This is a genomic window from Streptomyces sp. NPDC087300 (genome assembly GCF_044744425.1).
Lineage (GTDB): Bacteria > Actinomycetota > Actinomycetes > Streptomycetales > Streptomycetaceae > Streptomyces.
The window spans coordinates 79,322-97,122 of the sequence record NZ_JBIUYI010000008.1; the positions used below are offsets into that span (position 1 = coordinate 79,322).

The following is a 17,801-nucleotide window of genomic DNA, read 5'->3' on the forward strand; positions in this document are numbered from 1 at the left end:
CCGTCACGAGCGGGAGCCGCGCGGCCGGGCACACCCCCGGACCCGCCGGCTCCCGCGGTCACGACCCGCACGGCGAAGAGAACCACGAGGAAGAAGGCGGCACACCGATGACCCGGGTCCTTGTGGTGGAGGACGACGCCCAGCTCGTACGGGCGCTGGTGATCAACCTGGAAGCACGCGCGTACGCCGTGGACGCGGCCCCCGACGGAGCCACCGCGCTCCGCCTCGCGGCCGCCCGGCAGCCCGAGGTCATCGTCCTCGACCTCGGCCTGCCCGACATGGACGGCATCGACGTCCTGAAGGCCCTGCGCGGCTGGACCCGCGTGCCGGTCCTCGTGCTCACCGCGCGGCGCGCCTCCGACGAGAAGGTCGCCGCCCTCGACGCGGGCGCCGACGACTACATCACCAAGCCGTTCAGCATGGACGAACTCCTCGCCAGACTGCGCGCCGCCGTCCGGCGCACCGAGTCGGCACCGGCCGCCAGGGAGACCGTGGTGGTCACCACCGACGACTTCTCCGTCGACCTGGTCGCCAAGAAGGTCACCCGGCGCGGCCGCGACATACGCCTGACCCCGACGGAGTGGCAACTCCTCGAAATACTCATCTGCCATCCGGGACGGCTCATCACCCAGCGCCAGCTGCTGCTCGACGTGTGGGGCCCGTCCTACGGCACCAAGACCAACTACCTGCGGGTCTACATGGCCCAGTTGAGACGCAAGCTGGAAGCGGATCCCTCCCATCCCCGGTACCTGATCACGGAACCGGGCATGGGGTACCGCTTCGAGAGCTGACGACCCGGCGGACGGACCCAGACCCATGGCACGCGGCACCCTCAGGATCTACCTCGGCTCGGCACCCGGCGTCGGCAAGACGTACGCGATGCTCTCCGAGGCGCACCGCCGTGTCGAGCGCGGCACCGACTGCGTGGTCGCGTTCGTGGAGCACCACGGCAGGCCGCGCACCGAGGTGATGCTGCACGGCCTCGAAGTGGTCCCGCGCAGACGGCTGGAGTACCGCGGCTCGGCCTTCACCGAGATGGACCTCGACGCGGTCCTCGCTCGCCGCCCCGCCGTCGCCCTCGTCGACGAACTCCCGCACACCAACATCCCCGGCTCGCGCAACGCCAAGCGCTGGCAGGACGTCGAGGAACTCCTCGCCGCCGGCATCGACGTCGTCTCCACGGCCAACATCCAGCACCTGGAGTCGCTCGGCGACGTCGTGGAGTCCATCACCGGCGTACGGCAGAAGGAGACCCTGCCCGACGAGGTGGTGCGCCGCGCCGACCAGATCGAGCTGGTCGACATGTCGCCCCAGGCGCTGCGCCGCCGCATGGCACACGGCAACATCTACCAGCCCGACAAGGTCGACGCGGCGCTCTCCAAGTACTTCAGGCCGGGAAACCTCACCGCCCTGCGGGAGCTGGCGCTCCTGTGGACCGCCGACCGCGTCGACGAGTACCTCACCGAGTACCGCGCCGAGCACCGCGTCAAGAAGATCTGGGGCTCGCGCGAACGCATCGTCGTCGGCCTCACCGGCGGCCCCGAGGGCAGCACCCTGCTCCGCCGCGCGGCCCGCCTCGCCGAGAAGGGCGCGGGCGGCGAGGTGCTCGCCGTCTACATCTCCCGCAGCGACGGCCTCAGTTCGGCATCGCCCAAGGAACTCGCCGTCCAGCGCACCCTGGTCGAGGACCTCGGCGGCACCTTCCACCACGTCGTCGGCGACGACATACCGGCCGCGCTCCTCGACTTCGCGCGTGGCGTCAACGCCACCCAGATCGTCCTCGGCGTCTCACGGCGCAAGACCTGGCAGTACGTCTTCGGGCCCGGCGTCGGCGCGACCGCGGCCCGCGACTCGGGACCCGACCTCGACGTCCACCTGGTCACCCACGACGCGGTCGGCACCGGCCGCGGACTCCCGGTGGCCAGGAGCTTCCGGCTGGGCCGCGCCCGGCGCCTGGGCGGCTGGCTGATCGGCGTCGGGGGCCCGATGCTCCTCACCTGGCTGCTCACCGTGTGGGCGCCCGGCGTGGGCCTCGCCAACGACATGCTGCTCTATCTGTCGCTGACCGTCGCGGCCGCGCTGCTCGGCGGCGCCCGGCCCGCGCTCGTCTCCGCGGCCTTCGGCTCACTGCTCCTGAACTGGTACTTCACGCCACCCATCGGCAAGTTGACCATCAGCGACCCGGAGAACATCGTCGCCCTCGCCATCTTCATCGGCGTCGCCGCCTCGGTCGCTTCTGTCGTCGACCTCGCGGCCCGGCGTACCCACCAGGCGGCCCGACTCCGCGCCGAGTCGGAGATCCTCTCCTTCCTCGCGGGCAGCGTGCTGCGCGGCGAGACCAGCCTGGAGGCGCTGCTCGAACGCGTCCGCGAGACCTTCGCCATGGAATCCGTCGCCCTCCTGGAACGCGCGAGCGACGTGGAACCCTGGACCTGCGCGGGCCGGGTCGGCACGGCCCTCGCGCTCGACCGCCCCGAGGACGCCGACGTCGACATGCCGGTCGGCGACCACATGGCGCTCGCGCTCTCCGGCCGCGTCCTGCCCGCCGAGGACCGCCGCGTCCTCGCCGCGTTCGCCGCGCAGGCCGCCGTCGTCCTGGACCGCCAGCGCCTCCAAGGAGAGGCGAAGGAGGCCCGCGCGCTCGCCGAGGGCAACCGCATCCGCACCGCGCTGCTCGCCGCCGTCAGCCACGACCTGCGTACGCCGCTGGCGGGCATCAAGGCGGCGGTCACCTCGCTGCGTTCGGTGGACGTCGAGTGGTCCGAGGAGGACGAGGCGGAATTCCTCGCGGGGATCGAGGACGGCGCCGACCGCCTGGAACACCTGGTCGGCAACCTCCTGGACATGTCCCGCCTGCAGACCGGCACGGTCTCCCCCCTGATCCGCGAGATCGACCTCGACGAAGTGGTGCCGATGGCCCTGGGCGGCGTACCGGAGGACAGCGTCGACCTGGACATCCCCGAGAACCTGCCGATGGTCACCGTCGACAAGGGCCTCCTGGAACGCGCGGTCGCCAACGTCGTGGAGAACGCCGTGAAGTACAGCCCCGACGACTCCCGCGTCCTGGTCTCCGCCAGCGCCATCGGCGACCACGTCGAACTGCGCGTGGTGGACCGCGGCCCCGGCGTCCCCGACACCGCCAAGGACCGCATCTTCGAACCCTTCCAGCGCTACGGTGACGCCCCGCGCGGCGCGGGCGTGGGCCTGGGCCTCGCCGTCGCCCGAGGCTTCACGGAGTCGATGAACGGCACGCTCACGGCCGAGGACACCCCCGGCGGCGGCCTGACGATGGCCCTGACGCTACGGGCCGCCCCGGGCGACCCAAGGAGCCGGGAGGGAGAGCACCCGGCGGTGACCACGCCCTGACCACCGCCGCCCCCTCGGACCGCGGCAACGCAAAAGACCCCAGATGAACTGGGGTCTTTGACTGGTGTCCGAGGGGGGACTTGAACCCCCACGCCCGATAAAGGGCACTAGCACCTCAAGCTAGCGCGTCTGCCATTCCGCCACCCGGACAAGGTGTCTGTCTTCGCGGGGCGTTTCCCGCGGCGACAGAGAGAACATTACCAGGCTTCCGGGGGCACTCGATCACCCCTCCACCCCGCTGTGAACTGCTGATGACGACACCCGCCCGCCCTTGGGGGATGCGGTCGGGAGAGAGAGGATGAGGGGGACCACCAGGAGCCGAATGCGGGAGGAGTCAGCGTGAGCGGGTCCAGCACGGGCAAGGCCGTCACCGGCGAGGACGAGGTCGTCGACCTCTGTCGCGAACTGATCCAGATCGATACGAGCAACTACGGCGACCACTCGGGTCCGGGGGAGCGCAAGGCCGCCGAGTACGTGGCGGAGAAGCTCGCCGAGGTCGGACTCGAACCCAAGATCTTCGAGTCCCACCCCGGCCGGGCCTCCACCGTCGCGCGGATCGAGGGCGAGGACCCTTCGCGGCCCGCGCTGCTCATCCACGGCCACACGGACGTGGTGCCCGCCAACGCGGCGGACTGGACGCACCACCCCTTCTCCGGGGAGATCGCGGACGGCTGCGTGTGGGGCCGCGGCGCCGTCGACATGAAGGACATGGACGCGATGACCCTCGCGGTCGTCCGTGAGCGCATGCGCACGGGCCGCAAGCCCCCGCGCGACATCGTCCTCGCGTTCCTCGCGGACGAGGAGGCCGGCGGCACGTACGGCGCGCGGCACCTCGTCGACAACCACCCCGAGCTCTTCGAGGGGTGCACGGAGGCGATCAGCGAGGTCGGCGGCTTCTCCTTCACCGTCAACGAGAACCTGCGGCTCTACCTCGTCGAGACGGCGCAGAAGGGCATGCACTGGATGAAGCTGACCGTGGACGGTACCGCCGGTCACGGTTCGATGATCCACAAGGACAACGCGATCACCGAGCTCTCCGAGGCCGTCGGCCGGCTCGGGCGGCACAAGTTCCCGGTGCGCGTGACCAAGACGCTGCGCCACTTCCTCGACGAACTCGGCGACGCGCTCGGCACCGAGCTCGACCCGGAGAACATGGACGAGACGCTCGCCAAGCTCGGCGGCATCGCCAAGCTCATCGGCGCCTCGCTCCAGAACACCGCCAACCCGACGCAGCTCGGCGCCGGTTACAAGGTCAACGTGATCCCCGGGCAGGCCACCGCGCACGTCGACGGGCGCTATCTGCCGGGCTACGAGGAGGAGTTCCTCGCCGACCTGGACCGGCTGCTCGGCCCGAACGTGCGGCGCGAGGACGTGCACGCGGACAAGGCCCTGGAGACCACCTTCGACGGCGCCCTGGTCGACGCCATGCAGACGGCGCTGCGCGCCGAGGACCCGATCGCGCGCGCCGTGCCGTACATGCTCTCGGCCGGCACGGACGCCAAGTCCTTCGACGACCTCGGCATCCGCGGCTTCGGTTTCGCGCCGCTGAAGCTGCCGCCGGAGCTGGACTTCGCGGGCATGTTCCACGGTGTCGACGAGCGGGTGCCGGTGGACGGCCTGAAGTTCGGCGTCCGGGTGCTCGACCGCTTCATCGACGAGTCCTGACGGGCGGCGCGCCCGCATGGCAGGCGCTTTCCGACGTGAACAGTCCGCTTTGCGCGCTGAAACGACTTTCCAATAATCGCCAGCGCGTACGTACTTGACTGAAAAGAGTGAAAGGGGTCAGGGGCTCGTAGCCCCGCAACTCCCTCCTCGTTACAGGTGATGCAGTCCGCGGCTGGGACTGCATTTGCCAACAAGGAGGAATAATGATCAAGAAGGTCGTCGCTGCTGCGGCTGCTACTGGTGGTCTCGTGCTCGCTGGCGCGGGCATCGCCGCTGCCGACGCCGGTGCCCAGGGTGCCGCCGTGAAGTCCCCCGGTGTCGTCTCGGGCAACGTCATCCAGGTGCCCGTGCACGTGCCGGTGAACGCCTGTGGCAACACGGTCTCCGTGATCGGGCTGCTGAACCCCGCCTTCGGCAACACCTGCATCAACAAGTGACCTTGTTGTGCCTCACCCCTTGAGGGTCTGAGTCCGTCGGCCCCGGAGTGCGAGCCATGCACTCCGGGGCCGACGGGCATTTCGCGCCCGGGCAAGGAGGTCCGGGCGTTTTCCGGAAGGCAAAAGGCAGGGAAGAGCTATGCGACAGGTCACGCGCAAAGGCCTGATGACCGTGGCGGCCGCGACCGGCGTACTCGCCGTGACCGGCGGCTACGCGCACGCGGACTCGGGTGCCGACGGCAGCAGTTCGCAATCGCCTGGTGTGCTGTCGGGCAACTCCGTCCAGGTCCCGGTTGACGCTCCTGTCAACGCGTGCGGGAACACGGTGAACGTCATCGGAGTCCTCAATCCCGCGGCGGGCAACAACTGCGCCAACGGTTCCCAGCACGACGGCGGCTACGGGTCGCACAAGCCGCACGGCGGCGGGTCCACGGCGCACGGCCACGCCAGCGACTCACCCGGCGTCGGCTCGGGCAACACCGTGCAGGTGCCGGTCAACGCACCGGTGAACGTCTGCGGCAACAGCGTCACCGTCGGCGGCCTTGGCAACTCGGCCACCGGCAACGAATGCGCCAACGACGCGGGGCAGGCGGTGACCCCGCCCGGCTCCAAGCCGCCGGGGAAGCCCGAGCACCCCGGCAAGCCGGAACACCCGGGCGGCCCCGAGCACCCGGGCAAGCCGGAACACCCGGGCAAGCCGGCGCACCCCGGCAAGCCGGAACACCCGGGCAAGCCCCACCAGCCCGGTAAGCCGGGCACCTCGGAGGGCCCGGTCGACCGGGCCATGCCGAACCACCCGGGCACGCAGAGCGTCACGCCGCCCGAGGGGACCTCGCAGCTCGCGGAGACCGGCAGCTCCCTGCCGGTCGGCCTCGCGCTGCCGGTGGGCGCGGGCGCACTGCTCGCGGGCACCGTGCTCTACCGCAGGGCTCGGGCGAACGCCTGAGCAACCCTCGTGTCAGAGCATGCCGAACGGAGCGGGCCCCGCCGTCGCGGGGCCCGCTCCGTTTCGGTCTTTCCGGCCGGTGTCCCGGCCCCCGTCTCAGGTCACCAGGTGGCCCTCAGCTGGCGGATGATCCGCCGCTTCAGCCGCACCCGGCGGCTCCCGTCACGGTGCAGGCTCAGGCGGTCCAACTCCCAGTGCCCGTACTCCGCGTGGTCCGTCAGCAGGCGTGTGGCTTCCTTGCGGGTGACCCCGCGCGGTACATACACGTCGACAAATTCGTATTCCGGCATCGCATCTATTGTGCGGGCATGGGCCCGGTACGGATAGCGTCTGCACTATGTCTGATGCTGCGCAGCCCACCGCTGCCGAGGTACGTGCCGCCGCCGAGGCGGTCAAGACCGCGCTCGACCGACACCTGGCCGCGGTCGAACGCAGGTCGGGCGAGGACGATCCGGCCGTCTACGAGGCGTTCAACGAGCTCGCCGCCGCCGCCGAGGAGTACGACGAACTCCTCTACGACCGCTACGACGAGGTCACGCCCTTCGAGATCCCCGGCACGGAGGACGCGCTGCCGCCGTACCAGGGCCCGGCGGAGGCCAACGCCCTGAGCGTGCTGATCCGCCGCGACTACGCCGTGGTGGAGCCGCAGCGGCTGCTCGCCCAGGCCCAGCGGGTCGCCGCCCTCGACGCGGAGGGCGAGCCGGAGGGCACCGGCCCCGGCGACACCGTGCACGGCGCGCTCGGCGTCCTCTTCGGCGAGTTCGAACCGGACGAAATCGCCTCCCGGCACAAGGAGTTCGGCCTGGAGGAGGGCGACTCCACGCTCTGGGTCACGGCGGCGGACGCCCCCGCCGAGCCGGGGGAGTGGCTCGACGCCCCCTTCGACCAGGCCGACCCGCACCGGGTGGTGTGCCGCTTCGATGTCAGCGCGGTCTTCGACGACGAGCTGGACGACGACGCCCTGGACGGGGTCGACGTGGACGTGGACATCGACCCGGACCTGGCGGTGCCCCTCGACGAGGTCGAGGACCTCGACGACGCGGACGAGCCGGACGTGGCGGACCGGGGCGCCGGGCGCTGACGGCGGGCGGTCCCCAGACGCAGACGAGCGCGCCACCCCTTCGCGGAAGGGGTGGCGCGCTCGTCCGTGTCAGGGGCCGGTAGCGGCCGTTCCGCTCAGGCCGCCACCGAGGGCACCTGGGGGCGCAGCAGCGTCTGCAGACGCGTCGTACGGTCCTTCCAGAGGCGCTCCGCCACCGCGCGCGGCAGTGCCTGCTCCACGCCCTGCACCACCGAGAGGTGCTGCTCGCCGCGGCTGAAGGCGGTGTAGACCCACGGCCGGTTCAGCACCTGCCCGGCGTCGCCCGGCAGCACCACGACCGCGGCGGGCCAGCGCAGCCCCGTCGCCTGGTGCGCGGTGAGCGCCCACGCGTGCCGCACCTCCTGCTCGACCCGCTCCTTGTCCACGACGACGGCGACGCCCTCGCACTCCAGGTGCAGGCCCTCCGCGTCGGCCCTGACCACCCGCCCAAGCGTCGTACGCCCCGCCGCAGGGACATGGGCGACGCGGTCGCCGGGGTCGAAGCCGCCGAACCGGCCTGGGCCGGGGTTGAGCCGCTCCTTCAGTGCGGCGTTGAGCGCGCGGGTGCCCGCAGCGCCGCCGTGCCCGGGAGTGATGACCTGGGTCTGCTCGGCGGGCACCCCGATCGCCCGCGGCACCGAGTCCGCGACGAGCTGCACGGTGCGGTGGATGGCCTCGGCGGCGTCGCGCACCGGGACGATCACGACCTCCTTGCCGGGCGCCTCGACCTGGTTCAGCTCGCCGATGCCGATGCCGGAGACCAGCTCGCCGATGGGTCCTGGGTCCGGGGTGCGGGAGACGATCTGGGGGCAGCAGCGCGCCGCGACGAGATCGGCGAAGACCCGTCCGGGGCCCGCCGACCAGAGCACGCCCGGGTCGCCGCTGAGCACCAGGCGGGCGCCGTCCGGCAGGGACTCCGCGAGCATCGCCGCGGTCTCCACGTCCAGCTGCGGTGCGTCCAGGACGACGAGGAGGTCGAGCGCGAGCGCGCCGTCCGCGTCCCGCCCGGGGCCCTGTGCCCCGGCGAGCAGGCCCGCCACGGTCACCGCGGCCGCCTCCGGCACGCCGGGCGCCCCGGCGGCGCGGCGGCGTCCGTCGGCGCTGTGGGTGGCCACGCAGACCCGCAGGCCCAGCGTCGCCGCGGCCGCCACCAGGGCGGCGGGCTCGGCCCGTGCCGTCTCGCCGCCGGTGTGCAGCACCAGGCCGTGCCCGGCCACGGCGCGGACCAGCTCGGCCGCCGAGCCGGTGAGTCCGGTCGCGGCGGTCTCCCAGCCGTCGCCCGACGCGTCGTCCTTGGAGACGGAGTTGATCACCCGGGCGAGCCCGTCGGCGAGGCTCTCCTCCGCCAGCGCGTACCGCTCCAGTCCGATCAGGAGGCGGACCGGGCGCTCGGGCTCCTCCGCGTCGTCCTGCGCGTCCTCGTCGTCCGTGCGCTGGACGGGGACCTCGGCGCCCTCGATCGCGTCCTGGAAGACCAGGGCGTCGCCCTCGGCGACGGCGCTCTGCACCGCCGCGTCCGGATCCGGCACCGCGCGCTGGCCGAGCGCGGCGGTCAGCGCCGAGGCGTCGAGTGCCGTGTGCCCCGCGGCGGCGGCCTGCTCCAGGAGCCAGACGGTGATCGCACGGCCCCTGCGCTCGTCGGCGGGACCGCACTCGGCGCCGAGCAGCGCGCGAGCGAAACCGTCCGCCTGCTCGGTCCTGACACCGGGCACCCGCAGCAACTGCCAGGGGTCCTCGCGCAGTTGGCCGGCGGCGCCCTCGCCGAGCGCGGCGGCGGTCGGCGCCGCGAGCGTGGCGGGCGCGCCTCCCTCGGCGAGCACGGCCCGCACGGCGTCGACGGACTCCTCCGCGGGGGCGGCGGGTGCCATCGGCCGCTCCGCGCGCAGGGGTTCGGCGGCGGGCGCGGGAGCGGGCCTGCGGGGGGCGGGCTCCGGCTCGCGGAAGGCGCTGGCGACGGGCTTGTCGCCGCTCTCCACCGCGCGCACGGCGGCGAGCAGGTCGGCGGCGGTCCCGCTCAGCTTCGTCCCGGCCGCGATCGGCCCTTCCTTGGACGCCTTGCGCTGCTCGATCCGCTCCCTGAGCTCGCGCTGCGCGGCGATCTCGGCCTCGGTCTCCGACAACTCGGCGGCCGCGGCGGCCTCGGCACCGGCGCCTTCACCCTCGACAGCCTCCGCCGCGTCACCGTCCCCGGCTTCGCCTTCGGCATCTTGGTCGTCCGCGTCCGCGCCCTCCTGGGCAGGCGCGTCCGCGTCCGTCGCGTCCGCGCTCCCGTCCTCCGGGGCGGACGCATCGGCCTCCGTGGCGGCCACGCTGTCCGTCGCGTCCGGGGCGGCGTCCGGTGTGGCCGGCCCGGCTTCCTCCGCGGCAGCGGTCTCCGCTTCCTCCGCGGCAGCGGCTTCGGGCTCCGTACTCACAGCGTGCTCCAGTCTTGATCGGGATAGCGGTGCACGGGCGCCGACACGTCGTCGAGCGCCTGGCAGATCTCGTCAGGAAGACTAAGGGTCTCCACTGACAAAGCGGCCGTGAGCTGCTGCGCGTTGCGCGCGCCGACGATCGGCGCGGTCACTCCTGGACGGTCCCGCACCCAGGCGAGCGCGACCTGGAGCGGGGTCGCGGCGAGGCCGTCCGCCGCGGTGGCGACCGCGTCGACGATGCGGCTGGCCGCGTCGTCCAGATACGGCGCGACGAAGGCCGCCAACTGGTCGGAGCCGCCGCGCGAGTCGGCCGGGGTCGCGCGGCGGTACTTGCCGGTGAGCACGCCGCGGCCCAGCGGAGACGCGGGCAGCAGGCCCACCCCGAGGTCGACGGCCGCGGGCAGCACCTCCCGCTCGACGCCGCGCTGGAGCAGGGAGTACTCCATCTGCGCACTGGCCAGGCGGGTGCGCGTGCCGGGCGCGGCGAGCTGCCACGTCGCGGCCTTGGCGAGCTGCCAGCCGCAGAAGTTGGCGATGCCCGCATAGCGGGCCCGGCCGCTGCTGACCGCGATGTCCAGGGCCCCCAGGGTCTCGTCCAGGGGCGTGTCCGGGTCGAACGCGTGGACCTGCCACAGGTCGACGTGATCCGTGCCGAGGCGGGTGAGCGAGGCGTCGAGCGCGGCGAGCAGATGGCCGCGCGAGCCGTCGACGCGCCGCTCGGGGTCGGGCACGCTGCCCGCCTTGGTGGCGATGACCAGATCGTGCCGGGGTACGAGCCGCTCCATCAGGCGTCCGAGCAGATATTCGGCCTCCCCGTCCCCGTACACGTCGGCCGTGTCGACGAGGGTGCCGCCCGCCTCCCAGAACGCCTTCATCAGGTCGGCGGCGTCGGTCTCGTCGGTGTGCCCCCAGGTGAGGGTGCCGAGTCCGATGCGGGACACGCGCAGGCCGGTCCGGCCGAGATGCCTCTGCTCCATGGGCGCTGAGATTACTGGCCGAGCCACCGTGACGGGCGGGCCTGTGGACAAACCATCGATTGTGCAGAACCCGGCCACCCGATCCGGTCACGCCCGCCCCCGGTGCCCGCGGCCCACCGCTGACGGATCAGCCACCCGCGCGCTACAGTCCCGGGCACAGGGACGTTACTCACGAGTACAGCGGTAAGGGGATCGGCCATGCAGCTCGGGATCAACCTCGGCTACTGGGGCGCCGGGATGGACGCGGACAATCTCGCCGTCGCCAAGGAGGCCGACAAGCTCGGCTACGCGGTCTGCTGGGCCGCCGAAGCGTACGGCTCGGACGCCGCCACGGTGCTCTCCTGGGTCGCGGCGAGCACCGAACGCATCGACATCGGGTCCGCGATCTTCCAGATCCCGGCCCGCCAGCCCGCGATGACCGCGATGACGGCGGCCACCCTCGACTCGCTCTCCGGCGGCCGTTTCCGGCTCGGCCTCGGTGTCTCGGGCCCGCAGGTCTCCGAGGGCTGGTACGGCGTGAAGTTCGACAAGCCGCTGGCCCGCACCCGCGAGTACGTCGAGATCGTCCGCAAGGCGATGACCCGCGAGCGCCTCTCCCACGAGGGCGAGCACTGGACGCTGCCGCTGCCCGGTGGCCCCGGCAAGCCCCTCAAGCTCACCGTGCACCCGCAGCGCGAGCACATCCCGCTGTACATCGCGGCGATCGGCCCCAAGAACCTGGAGCAGACCGGTGAGATCGCCGACGGCGCCCTGCTGATCTTCCCGGCCGCCGAGCACCTGGAGGAGACCGCGGTCAAGCACCTGCGGGCCGGGCGTGCGAAGGCCGGCAAGACGATGGAGGGCTTCGACATCGTCCCCACGCTGCCGCTCGCGGTCGGCGAGGACAGCCAGGTCGACGCGCTCGCGGACATGTTCCGGCCCTACACCGCGCTGTACGTCGGCGGCATGGGCAGCCGCAAGCAGAACTTCTACAACCAGCTCGCGGGGCGCATGGGGTACGAGAAGGAGGCCGCCGAGATCCAGGACAAGTACCTGGCGGGCGACAAGGACGGCGCGGCCGCCGCGGTGCCGAAGCAGCTGATCGACTCGACGACCCTGCTGGGCTCCGTGGACCGGATCGCCGAGCGGATGCAGGCGTACGCGGCGGCCGGGGTGACCACGCTGACGCTGGCGCCCGCGGGCTTCACGCTGGAGGAGCGGCTCACCGCGCTGCGGGCGGGCACGGACGCGCTGGAACGCGCCGGGCTGGCGTAAGGGGAGAGGGAGGTTTCTGCGGCCGTGGTGGGGGCTCGGGGGGTCTTCCCCGCCACGGCCGTCACGGAGAACAACGCGTCACCGGGCCCCCGGTTACGGCCTGCGGACGCCGCCGTCGTCCTTCGTTCGGCGGAGCTGACCCTTACACCTGTTGCTCAGCGGCGAACCTCGCATTTGACTATTTCTTTGCGGAGGTTCGTGCGCAGGCATGGAGGTGCCAGTGATGTTGTCGGCCAAGAGCGTCTTCGAGGAGATCCTCGCCAACGACGAGTCGTTCCGGCTGTTCTGCTCCATCGCCGCCAGCGGCGAGGCCCAGGGCGGCTGGGAGAACGCCCGGATCGCCGCGCTCGTGCCCGCGGGCGAGCGGGCCCTCGCCCCCAAGATCACCCGGCACGGCGCCGACGAGGACAAGCACGGCCGGATCTTCAACGCCCTCCTGAAGAAGCGCGGGCTCGCCCCCGTGGAGGTCCCGCACGAGACCGACTACACGATGCTCCTGGAGAAGCACGGCATCGGCCTCGCGCACGAACAGCTGAAGGCCGACAAGCCGCTCGCGGTGCGGGACGTCGTCACCTACCTCGCGCACAGCAGGGTCACCGAACAGCGCGCCTCCGAACAGATGCGGCTGCTGCTCAGATACTTCGCCGACCACCCGGACATCGGCCGCGCGGTGCGGATGATCTCCGCCGACGAGGACAACCACCTGGCGTACTGCCACGAGGAGTTGCTGCGCTTCGCCCGCGCCGGGCACGGCCGCGCCATCCAGCGCGTCCTGCGGGAGTGCGCGCTCGCCGAGATCCGCGTCTACCGCGACGTGAGCCTCGCCGTCATGGACCACATGGGGCGCATCCTCGGCTGGCCCCCGGTCAAACGGCAGGTGCTCGCCACGGGCATCCACGGCGTGTACGCGTACGAACGGTGCGTCGGGTGGCGGCGGATGGTGTCCCTGACGATGCCGGAGCGCCGCGACGCCTTGGGCGGCCCTGCGGCGCCCGCGCCCGGGTTCGCCTAGGACGACCGCGGCCGCGCCCTACAGCCAGCCCCGGCGCTTGAACATGCGGTACAGGCCGAATTCGAGGACGACCATCAGCAGGATCACCGCCGGGTAGGTCCACACCCAGTGCAGCTCGGGCATGTGGTCGAAGTTCATGCCGTAGATCCCCGCGATCATCGTGGGGACCGCGGCCATGGCGGCCCACGCCGAGATCTTGCGCATGTCGTCGTTCTGCCGCACGCTCATCTGCGCCAGATGCGCGGACAGGATGTCCGACACCAGCCGGTCCAGGCCCTCCACCGATTCGTTGACGCGCGTCAGATGGTCGTTCACGTCACGGAAGAACGGCTGCGCGGACTCCTCCACGAAGGGCACGTTCGTACCGAAGGGGCCCGCTCCGGAGAGGCGGCCGATGGGCAGTGCGAGCGGGCCCGTCGCCCTGCGGAACTCCAGGATCTGCCGCTTGAACGTATAGATCCGCGAAGCGGTGTTGCGGGAACCGCCCACGTCGGGCGAGAAGACCTCGGCCTCCAGGAGCTCCAGGTCCGCCTGGAGCTCGTCGGCGACCTCCAGATAGTGGTCCACGGAGGCGTCGGCGATCGAGTACAGGACCGCGGTGGGGCCGTGTTTGAGGACGTCGGGGTCGGCCTCCAGACGGTGGCGCACCACGCCGAGCGGCGCGCCCTCGCCGTGCCGGACGGTCACCACGAAGGAGTCGCCCATGAACACCATGACCTCTCCGGAGGAGACGGTGTCGCTGTCCGGCTCGTACACGACCGGCTTGAGGACCATGAACAACGAGTCGTCGTAGACCTCCAGCTTGGGCCGCTGATGGGCCTTGAGGGCGTCCTCGACGGCCAGCGGATGCAGCCCGAACTCCTGGCTGACCTTGTCGAACTCGGCCTCCGTCGGCTCGTGCAGGCCGATCCAGACGAAGGCGTCCCCGGCGGCCCGCGCCTCGTCGAGGGCGTCGGAGAAGTCCTCGGGGCCCTCGGTCCGACGGCCCTCCCGGTAGATGGCGCAGTCGACAATCACACCGCGCATTCTTCCCAGCCTCCCCACGGGCCGCACCTCCGTGTGCGCTTAGGCTGAGTCGCATGCCCACGCTGATCCTCGTCCGGCACGGACGTTCCACCGCCAACACCGCGGGACTGCTCGCCGGGTGGACCCCCGGCGTGGCCCTGGACGAGCGGGGCGCCGCGCAGGCCGCCGCGCTGCCGGAGCGCCTGGCCGCCCTGCCGCTCGCCGAAGTCGTCACGAGCCCGCTGCAGCGCTGCGCGGAGACGGTGGCGCCGCTGCTCGCGGCCAGGCCCGGTCTCCCGGCGCACACCGAGGACCGCATCGGGGAGTGCGACTACGGCGAATGGTCGGGCCGCAAGCTCGCCGAACTCGCCGACGAGCCGCTGATGGAGGTCGTCCAGCGGCATCCGTCGGCCGCCGCCTTCCCCGGCGGCGAGTCCATGCGGGCCATGCAGACGCGGGCGGCCGAGGCGGTCCGCGAGTGGAACGCGCGCGTGGAGCGCGAGCACGGCGAGGACGCCGCCTATCTGATGTGCTCGCACGGCGACATCATCAAGTCCCTTGTCGCGGACGCCATCGGGCTCCACCTTGACCTCTTCCAGCGGATCTCCGTCGAGCCCTGCTCGGTGACCGTCATCCGCTACACGCGGCTGCGGCCCTTCCTCGTACGCCTGGGGGACACCGGGGACTTCGCGTCCCTGGCGCCCCGTGAGGTGCCGCCGAGCGCCGACGCGACGGTCGGGGGCGGTGCGGGCGCACCGTGATCGTCGCCCGCAGTAGGGTGAAGCGGTTGAAGCAGGCCCCGTAGTCGCCGTGTCACCGCTCGTGGCACGAGTACTTGAAGTCGATCCCAATGGAGACAGGACGTGTCCCGTCAGGTGTTCCTCTACGACCCGCCGGAGCGTTTCGTCGCCGGAACGGTCGGGCTGCCCGGACGCCGTACCTTTTTCCTGCAGGCCTCAGCGGGGATCAGGGTGACCAGCGTCGCCCTGGAGAAGACCCAGGTGGCCGCGCTCGCCGAGCGCATGGAGGAGCTCCTCGACGAGGTGGTGCGCCGCAGCGGGGGCAATGCCCCGGTGCCGGCCGTCGCGCCCGCCGAGGTGACCGACAGCGCGCCGCTCGACTCCCCCGTGGAGGAGGAGTTCCGGGTCGGCACGATGGCGCTCGCCTGGGACGGCGAGGAGGAGCGCATGATCGTCGAGGCGCAGGCGCTCGTCGAACTGGACGCCGAGTCCGAGGACGATCTCGCCGAGGCCGAGGAGAGACTCCTCCAGGACGAGGAGAACGGCCCGCCGATGCTCCGCGTCCGGCTCACCGGCGCCCAGGCCAGGGCCTTCGCCAAGCGCGCCCTCGACGTGGTGAACGCGGGCCGTCCGCCGTGCCCGCTGTGCAGCCTCCCGCTCGACCCGGAAGGACACGTATGCCCGCGCCAGAACGGGTACCGGCGGGGAGCGTGAGCACCGACCCCGTCACGCTCCTGACCCGCGGCGAGCTGACCGTGCGCGGGCGGATCCGTGAGGCGTCGAACGCGGTGCTCTACTGCACGGTCGCCCACGAGGGCGAGGAGGCCGCCTGCGTCTACAAGCCCGTCGCGGGCGAGCGGCCCCTGTGGGACTTCCCCGACGGCACGCTCGCGGGGCGCGAGGTCGCCGCGTACGAGGTGTCCCGGGCGATCACCCAGGACGGCTGGGACCTGATCCCGCCGACCGTGTGGCGCGACGGGCCCTACGGCGAGGGCATGTGCCAGCTGTGGATCGAGGGCTCCGACGGCACCGAGCTGCTCGCCCTGGTCGACGGCGACGAGCCGGGCGACGGCTGGAAGGCGGTCGGCCTCGCCCAGGTCGACGAGGACCGGACCGCGCTGCTCGTGCACGCCGACGACGTGCGGCTGCGGCGCCTCGCGGTGCTCGACGCGGTGATCAACAACGGCGACCGCAAGGGCGGCCACCTGCTCACCGAGGGCGGCCGGCTGCACGGCATCGACCACGGGGTCACCTTCAACGCCGAGGACAAGCTGCGCACGCTGCTGTGGGGCTGGGCGGGGGAGCCGCTGCCCGAGGAGGCCCTGGGGGCCCTGCGGACGCTGCGTGACGCCCTCAAGGCGGGCGCGGACCTCGCCGAGCGGCTGGCCGCCCTGATCACCCCCGCGGAGCTCGACGCCACCCGGGCCCGGGTGGCCGCGCTGCTGTCGTCGGGGAAGCATCCGGAGCCGGGCGGCGAGTGGCCCGCGATCCCCTGGCCACCGGTCTAGGCGGGGAGAATCGGCCACCCGGAAGCCCGCTCGGCCGATTCTCCTTGATCCCCCACTCGTATGCGGATGCCTCGTCCGGTTAGGCTCATGGCATGCATGCCTGGCCCGCTTCTGAGGTCCCCGCCCTTCCTGGCAAGGGCCGCGACCTCCGGATCCACGACACCGCGACCGGTGGACTCGTCACCCTCGACCCCGGTCCCGTCGCCCGTATCTACGTCTGCGGCATCACTCCGTACGACGCGACCCACATGGGTCACGCGGCGACCTACAACGCGTTCGACCTCGTGCAACGCGTGTGGCTCGACACCAAGCGGCAGGTTCACTACGTCCAGAACGTGACCGACGTGGACGACCCGCTCCTGGAACGCGCCAACCGCGACGGCAAGGACTGGGTCGAGCTCGCCGAGGGCGAGACCGCGCTGTTCCGCGAGGACATGACCGCGCTGCGGCTCCTGCCGCCCAAGCACTACATCGGAGCCGTCGAGGCGATACCCGGCATCGTGCCGCTCGTCGAACGGCTCAGGGACATGGGCGCCGCCTACGAGCTCGACGGCGACGTCTACTTCTCGGTCGAGTCCGACGCCCACTTCGGTGAGGTGTCCGGGCTCGACGTGGCCGCCATGAAGCTGCTCTCCGCCGAGCGCGGCGGCGACCCGGAGCGCCCCGGCAAGAAGGACCCGCTGGACCCGATGCTCTGGATGGCCGCCCGCGAGGGCGAGCCGAGCTGGGACGGCGGCTCGCTGGGCCGCGGCCGGCCCGGCTGGCACATCGAGTGCGTGGCCATCGCCCTCGACCACCTGGGGATGGGCTTCGACGTGCAGGGCGGCGGCTCCGACCTCGCCTTCCCGCACCACGAGATGGGCGCGTCGCACGCCCAGGTGCTCACCGGCGAGTTCCCGTTCGCCAAGGCCTACGTCCACGCGGGCATGGTCGCCCTGGACGGGGCGAAGATGTCCAAGTCCAAGGGCAACCTCGTCTTCGTCTCCCGGCTGCGCCGCGACGGCGTGGACCCGGCCGCGATCCGCCTCGCCCTGCTCGCGCACCACTACCGCGCGGACTGGGAGTGGACCGACGGCGTGCTCGAAGAGGCCGTCGAGCGGCTCGCCCGCTGGCGCGCCGCGGTCTCCCGCCCCGACGGCCCGTCCGCCGAGGCGCTCGTCGAGGAGATCCGCGAGGCACTCGCCGACGACCTGGACGCGCCCACCGCGCTCGCCGCCGTCGACCGCTGGGCCGCCCGCCAGGACACCGAGGGCGGTACGGACGAGGGCGCCCCCGGCGTCGTGTCCCGCGCCGTCGACGCGCTGCTCGGCGTCGCCCTGTAGAGCCAGCAGTTCCTGTAGGTCTCGTAGTTCCGCCTTCACCGCATGGGCCGCTCCGGAAATCCAGGAGCGGCCCA

General features: G+C 72.2%; 16 protein-coding genes and 1 tRNA gene. 12 read left to right on the forward strand and 5 right to left on the reverse strand.

The genetic code is table 11. The annotated features are described in order from the left end of the window. The first annotated feature begins 107 nt into the window (after positions 1–107). Together ACIO9J_RS31175 and ACIO9J_RS31180 are read left to right on the forward strand one after the other, a co-directional pair. Positions 108–791, forward strand: coding sequence for a response regulator (locus ACIO9J_RS31175; protein WP_402007004.1), 684 nt, complete (start codon positions 108–110; stop codon positions 789–791). A gap of 25 nt (positions 792–816) precedes the next feature. Then, a complete protein-coding gene (locus ACIO9J_RS31180; RefSeq protein ID WP_402007006.1) occupies positions 817–3,366 on the forward strand; it encodes an ATP-binding protein in 2,550 nt (849 codons plus the stop codon). Positions 3,367–3,428: 62 nt separating this feature from the next. Here the strand turns inward: ACIO9J_RS31180 and ACIO9J_RS31185 are convergent. Further along, a tRNA-Leu gene (locus ACIO9J_RS31185) sits at positions 3,429–3,516 on the reverse strand. A 189-nt stretch (positions 3,517–3,705) separates the two neighbouring features. On the opposite strand from ACIO9J_RS31185, the gene ACIO9J_RS31190 reads away from it, so the two are divergent. The 3 genes from ACIO9J_RS31190 to ACIO9J_RS31200 all read left to right on the forward strand — a co-directional run bounded on the left by ACIO9J_RS31190 (position 3,706) and on the right by ACIO9J_RS31200 (position 6,414). Beyond that, positions 3,706–5,031, forward strand: coding sequence for a M20/M25/M40 family metallo-hydrolase (locus ACIO9J_RS31190; protein ID WP_402007008.1), 1,326 nt, complete (start codon positions 3,706–3,708; stop codon positions 5,029–5,031). Positions 5,032–5,234: 203 nt separating this feature from the next. Beyond that, positions 5,235–5,468, forward strand: coding sequence for a chaplin ChpH (gene chpH / locus ACIO9J_RS31195; RefSeq protein ID WP_055544536.1), 234 nt, complete (start codon positions 5,235–5,237; stop codon positions 5,466–5,468). 139 nt (positions 5,469–5,607) lie between these two features. Next, complete coding sequence (locus ACIO9J_RS31200) at positions 5,608–6,414, forward strand: chaplin family protein (protein WP_402007011.1); 807 nt, start codon at positions 5,608–5,610, stop codon at positions 6,412–6,414. Between the two features lie 101 nt (positions 6,415–6,515). Here the strand turns inward: ACIO9J_RS31200 and ACIO9J_RS31205 are convergent, their stop codons facing one another. Further along, the gene (locus ACIO9J_RS31205; RefSeq protein WP_402007013.1) at positions 6,516–6,704 is read right to left on the reverse strand and encodes a DUF5703 family protein; all 189 of its coding nucleotides are present in this window, start codon (positions 6,702–6,704) and stop codon (positions 6,516–6,518) included. Between the two features lie 47 nt (positions 6,705–6,751). On the opposite strand from ACIO9J_RS31205, the gene ACIO9J_RS31210 reads away from it, so the two are divergent. Next, a complete protein-coding gene (locus tag ACIO9J_RS31210; RefSeq protein WP_402007015.1) occupies positions 6,752–7,495 on the forward strand; it encodes a hypothetical protein in 744 nt (247 codons plus the stop codon). Positions 7,496–7,590: 95 nt separating this feature from the next. Here ACIO9J_RS31210 and ACIO9J_RS31215 read toward each other — a convergent pair whose 3' ends face one another. Together ACIO9J_RS31215 and ACIO9J_RS31220 are read right to left on the reverse strand one after the other, a co-directional pair. Next, positions 7,591–9,909: a helix-hairpin-helix domain-containing protein gene (locus ACIO9J_RS31215; RefSeq protein WP_402007017.1), complete on the reverse strand. Its 2,319-nt coding sequence runs from the start codon at positions 9,907–9,909 to the stop codon at positions 7,591–7,593. After that, positions 9,906–10,886, reverse strand: a complete 981-nt coding sequence (locus ACIO9J_RS31220) for an aldo/keto reductase (RefSeq protein ID WP_402007019.1) — start codon at positions 10,884–10,886, stop codon at positions 9,906–9,908. Before ACIO9J_RS31220 ends, ACIO9J_RS31215 begins: the two co-directional genes overlap by 4 nt. Positions 10,887–11,084: 198 nt before the next feature. On the opposite strand from ACIO9J_RS31220, the gene ACIO9J_RS31225 reads away from it, so the two are divergent. Together ACIO9J_RS31225 and ACIO9J_RS31230 are read left to right on the forward strand one after the other, a co-directional pair. After that, positions 11,085–12,140, forward strand: coding sequence for an LLM class F420-dependent oxidoreductase (locus ACIO9J_RS31225; RefSeq protein WP_402007021.1), 1,056 nt, complete (start codon positions 11,085–11,087; stop codon positions 12,138–12,140). Between the two features lie 223 nt (positions 12,141–12,363). After that, a complete protein-coding gene (locus ACIO9J_RS31230) occupies positions 12,364–13,152 on the forward strand; it encodes a ferritin-like domain-containing protein (RefSeq protein WP_402007023.1) in 789 nt (262 codons plus the stop codon). Positions 13,153–13,170: 18 nt separating this feature from the next. Here ACIO9J_RS31230 and corA read toward each other — a convergent pair whose 3' ends face one another. After that, entirely contained in the window at positions 13,171–14,169 is a 999-nt protein-coding gene (corA, locus tag ACIO9J_RS31235; protein WP_402007686.1) for a magnesium/cobalt transporter CorA, read from the reverse strand. 62 nt (positions 14,170–14,231) lie between these two features. On the opposite strand from corA, the gene ACIO9J_RS31240 reads away from it, so the two are divergent. From ACIO9J_RS31240 to mshC, 4 genes are all read left to right on the forward strand, one after another. Beyond that, positions 14,232–14,918 (forward strand): histidine phosphatase family protein, encoded by a 687-nt coding sequence (locus ACIO9J_RS31240; protein ID WP_402007025.1) that lies wholly within the window; start codon positions 14,232–14,234, stop codon positions 14,916–14,918. 102 nt (positions 14,919–15,020) lie between these two features. Further along, positions 15,021–15,611 carry a DUF3090 domain-containing protein gene (locus tag ACIO9J_RS31245; RefSeq protein WP_402007027.1) on the forward strand — a complete coding sequence of 197 codons (591 nt, stop codon included), beginning with the start codon at positions 15,021–15,023 and terminating at the stop codon, positions 15,609–15,611. Next, positions 15,575–16,405 carry an SCO1664 family protein gene (locus ACIO9J_RS31250; protein WP_402007029.1) on the forward strand — a complete coding sequence of 277 codons (831 nt, stop codon included), beginning with the start codon at positions 15,575–15,577 and terminating at the stop codon, positions 16,403–16,405. The genes ACIO9J_RS31245 and ACIO9J_RS31250 overlap by 37 nt, the downstream gene beginning before the upstream one ends. Before the next feature lie 92 nt (positions 16,406–16,497). Next, a complete protein-coding gene (mshC, locus tag ACIO9J_RS31255; RefSeq protein WP_402007031.1) occupies positions 16,498–17,727 on the forward strand; it encodes a cysteine--1-D-myo-inosityl 2-amino-2-deoxy-alpha-D-glucopyranoside ligase in 1,230 nt (409 codons plus the stop codon). The last annotated feature ends 74 nt before the right edge of the window (positions 17,728–17,801 follow it).

Bases quoted from the DNA above. Each gene is read 5' to 3' on its own strand.
- ACIO9J_RS31175 (WP_402007004.1), top strand. From the start codon at position 108: ATGACCCGGGTCCTTGTGGTGGAGGACGACGCCCAGCTCGTACGGGCG.
- ACIO9J_RS31180 (WP_402007006.1), top strand. From the start codon at position 817: ATGGCACGCGGCACCCTCAGGATCTACCTCGGCTCGGCACCCGGCGTC.
- chpH (WP_055544536.1), top strand. From the start codon at position 5,235: ATGATCAAGAAGGTCGTCGCTGCTGCGGCTGCTACTGGTGGTCTCGTG.
- ACIO9J_RS31200 (WP_402007011.1), top strand. From the start codon at position 5,608: ATGCGACAGGTCACGCGCAAAGGCCTGATGACCGTGGCGGCCGCGACC.
- ACIO9J_RS31205 (WP_402007013.1), bottom strand. From the start codon at position 6,704: ATGCCGGAATACGAATTTGTCGACGTGTATGTACCGCGCGGGGTCACC.
- ACIO9J_RS31210 (WP_402007015.1), top strand. From the start codon at position 6,752: ATGTCTGATGCTGCGCAGCCCACCGCTGCCGAGGTACGTGCCGCCGCC.
- ACIO9J_RS31220 (WP_402007019.1), bottom strand. From the start codon at position 10,886: ATGGAGCAGAGGCATCTCGGCCGGACCGGCCTGCGCGTGTCCCGCATC.
- ACIO9J_RS31225 (WP_402007021.1), top strand. From the start codon at position 11,085: ATGCAGCTCGGGATCAACCTCGGCTACTGGGGCGCCGGGATGGACGCG.
- ACIO9J_RS31230 (WP_402007023.1), top strand. From the start codon at position 12,364: ATGTTGTCGGCCAAGAGCGTCTTCGAGGAGATCCTCGCCAACGACGAG.
- ACIO9J_RS31240 (WP_402007025.1), top strand. From the start codon at position 14,232: ATGCCCACGCTGATCCTCGTCCGGCACGGACGTTCCACCGCCAACACC.
- ACIO9J_RS31250 (WP_402007029.1), top strand. From the start codon at position 15,575: ATGCCCGCGCCAGAACGGGTACCGGCGGGGAGCGTGAGCACCGACCCC.
- mshC (WP_402007031.1), top strand. From the start codon at position 16,498: ATGCATGCCTGGCCCGCTTCTGAGGTCCCCGCCCTTCCTGGCAAGGGC.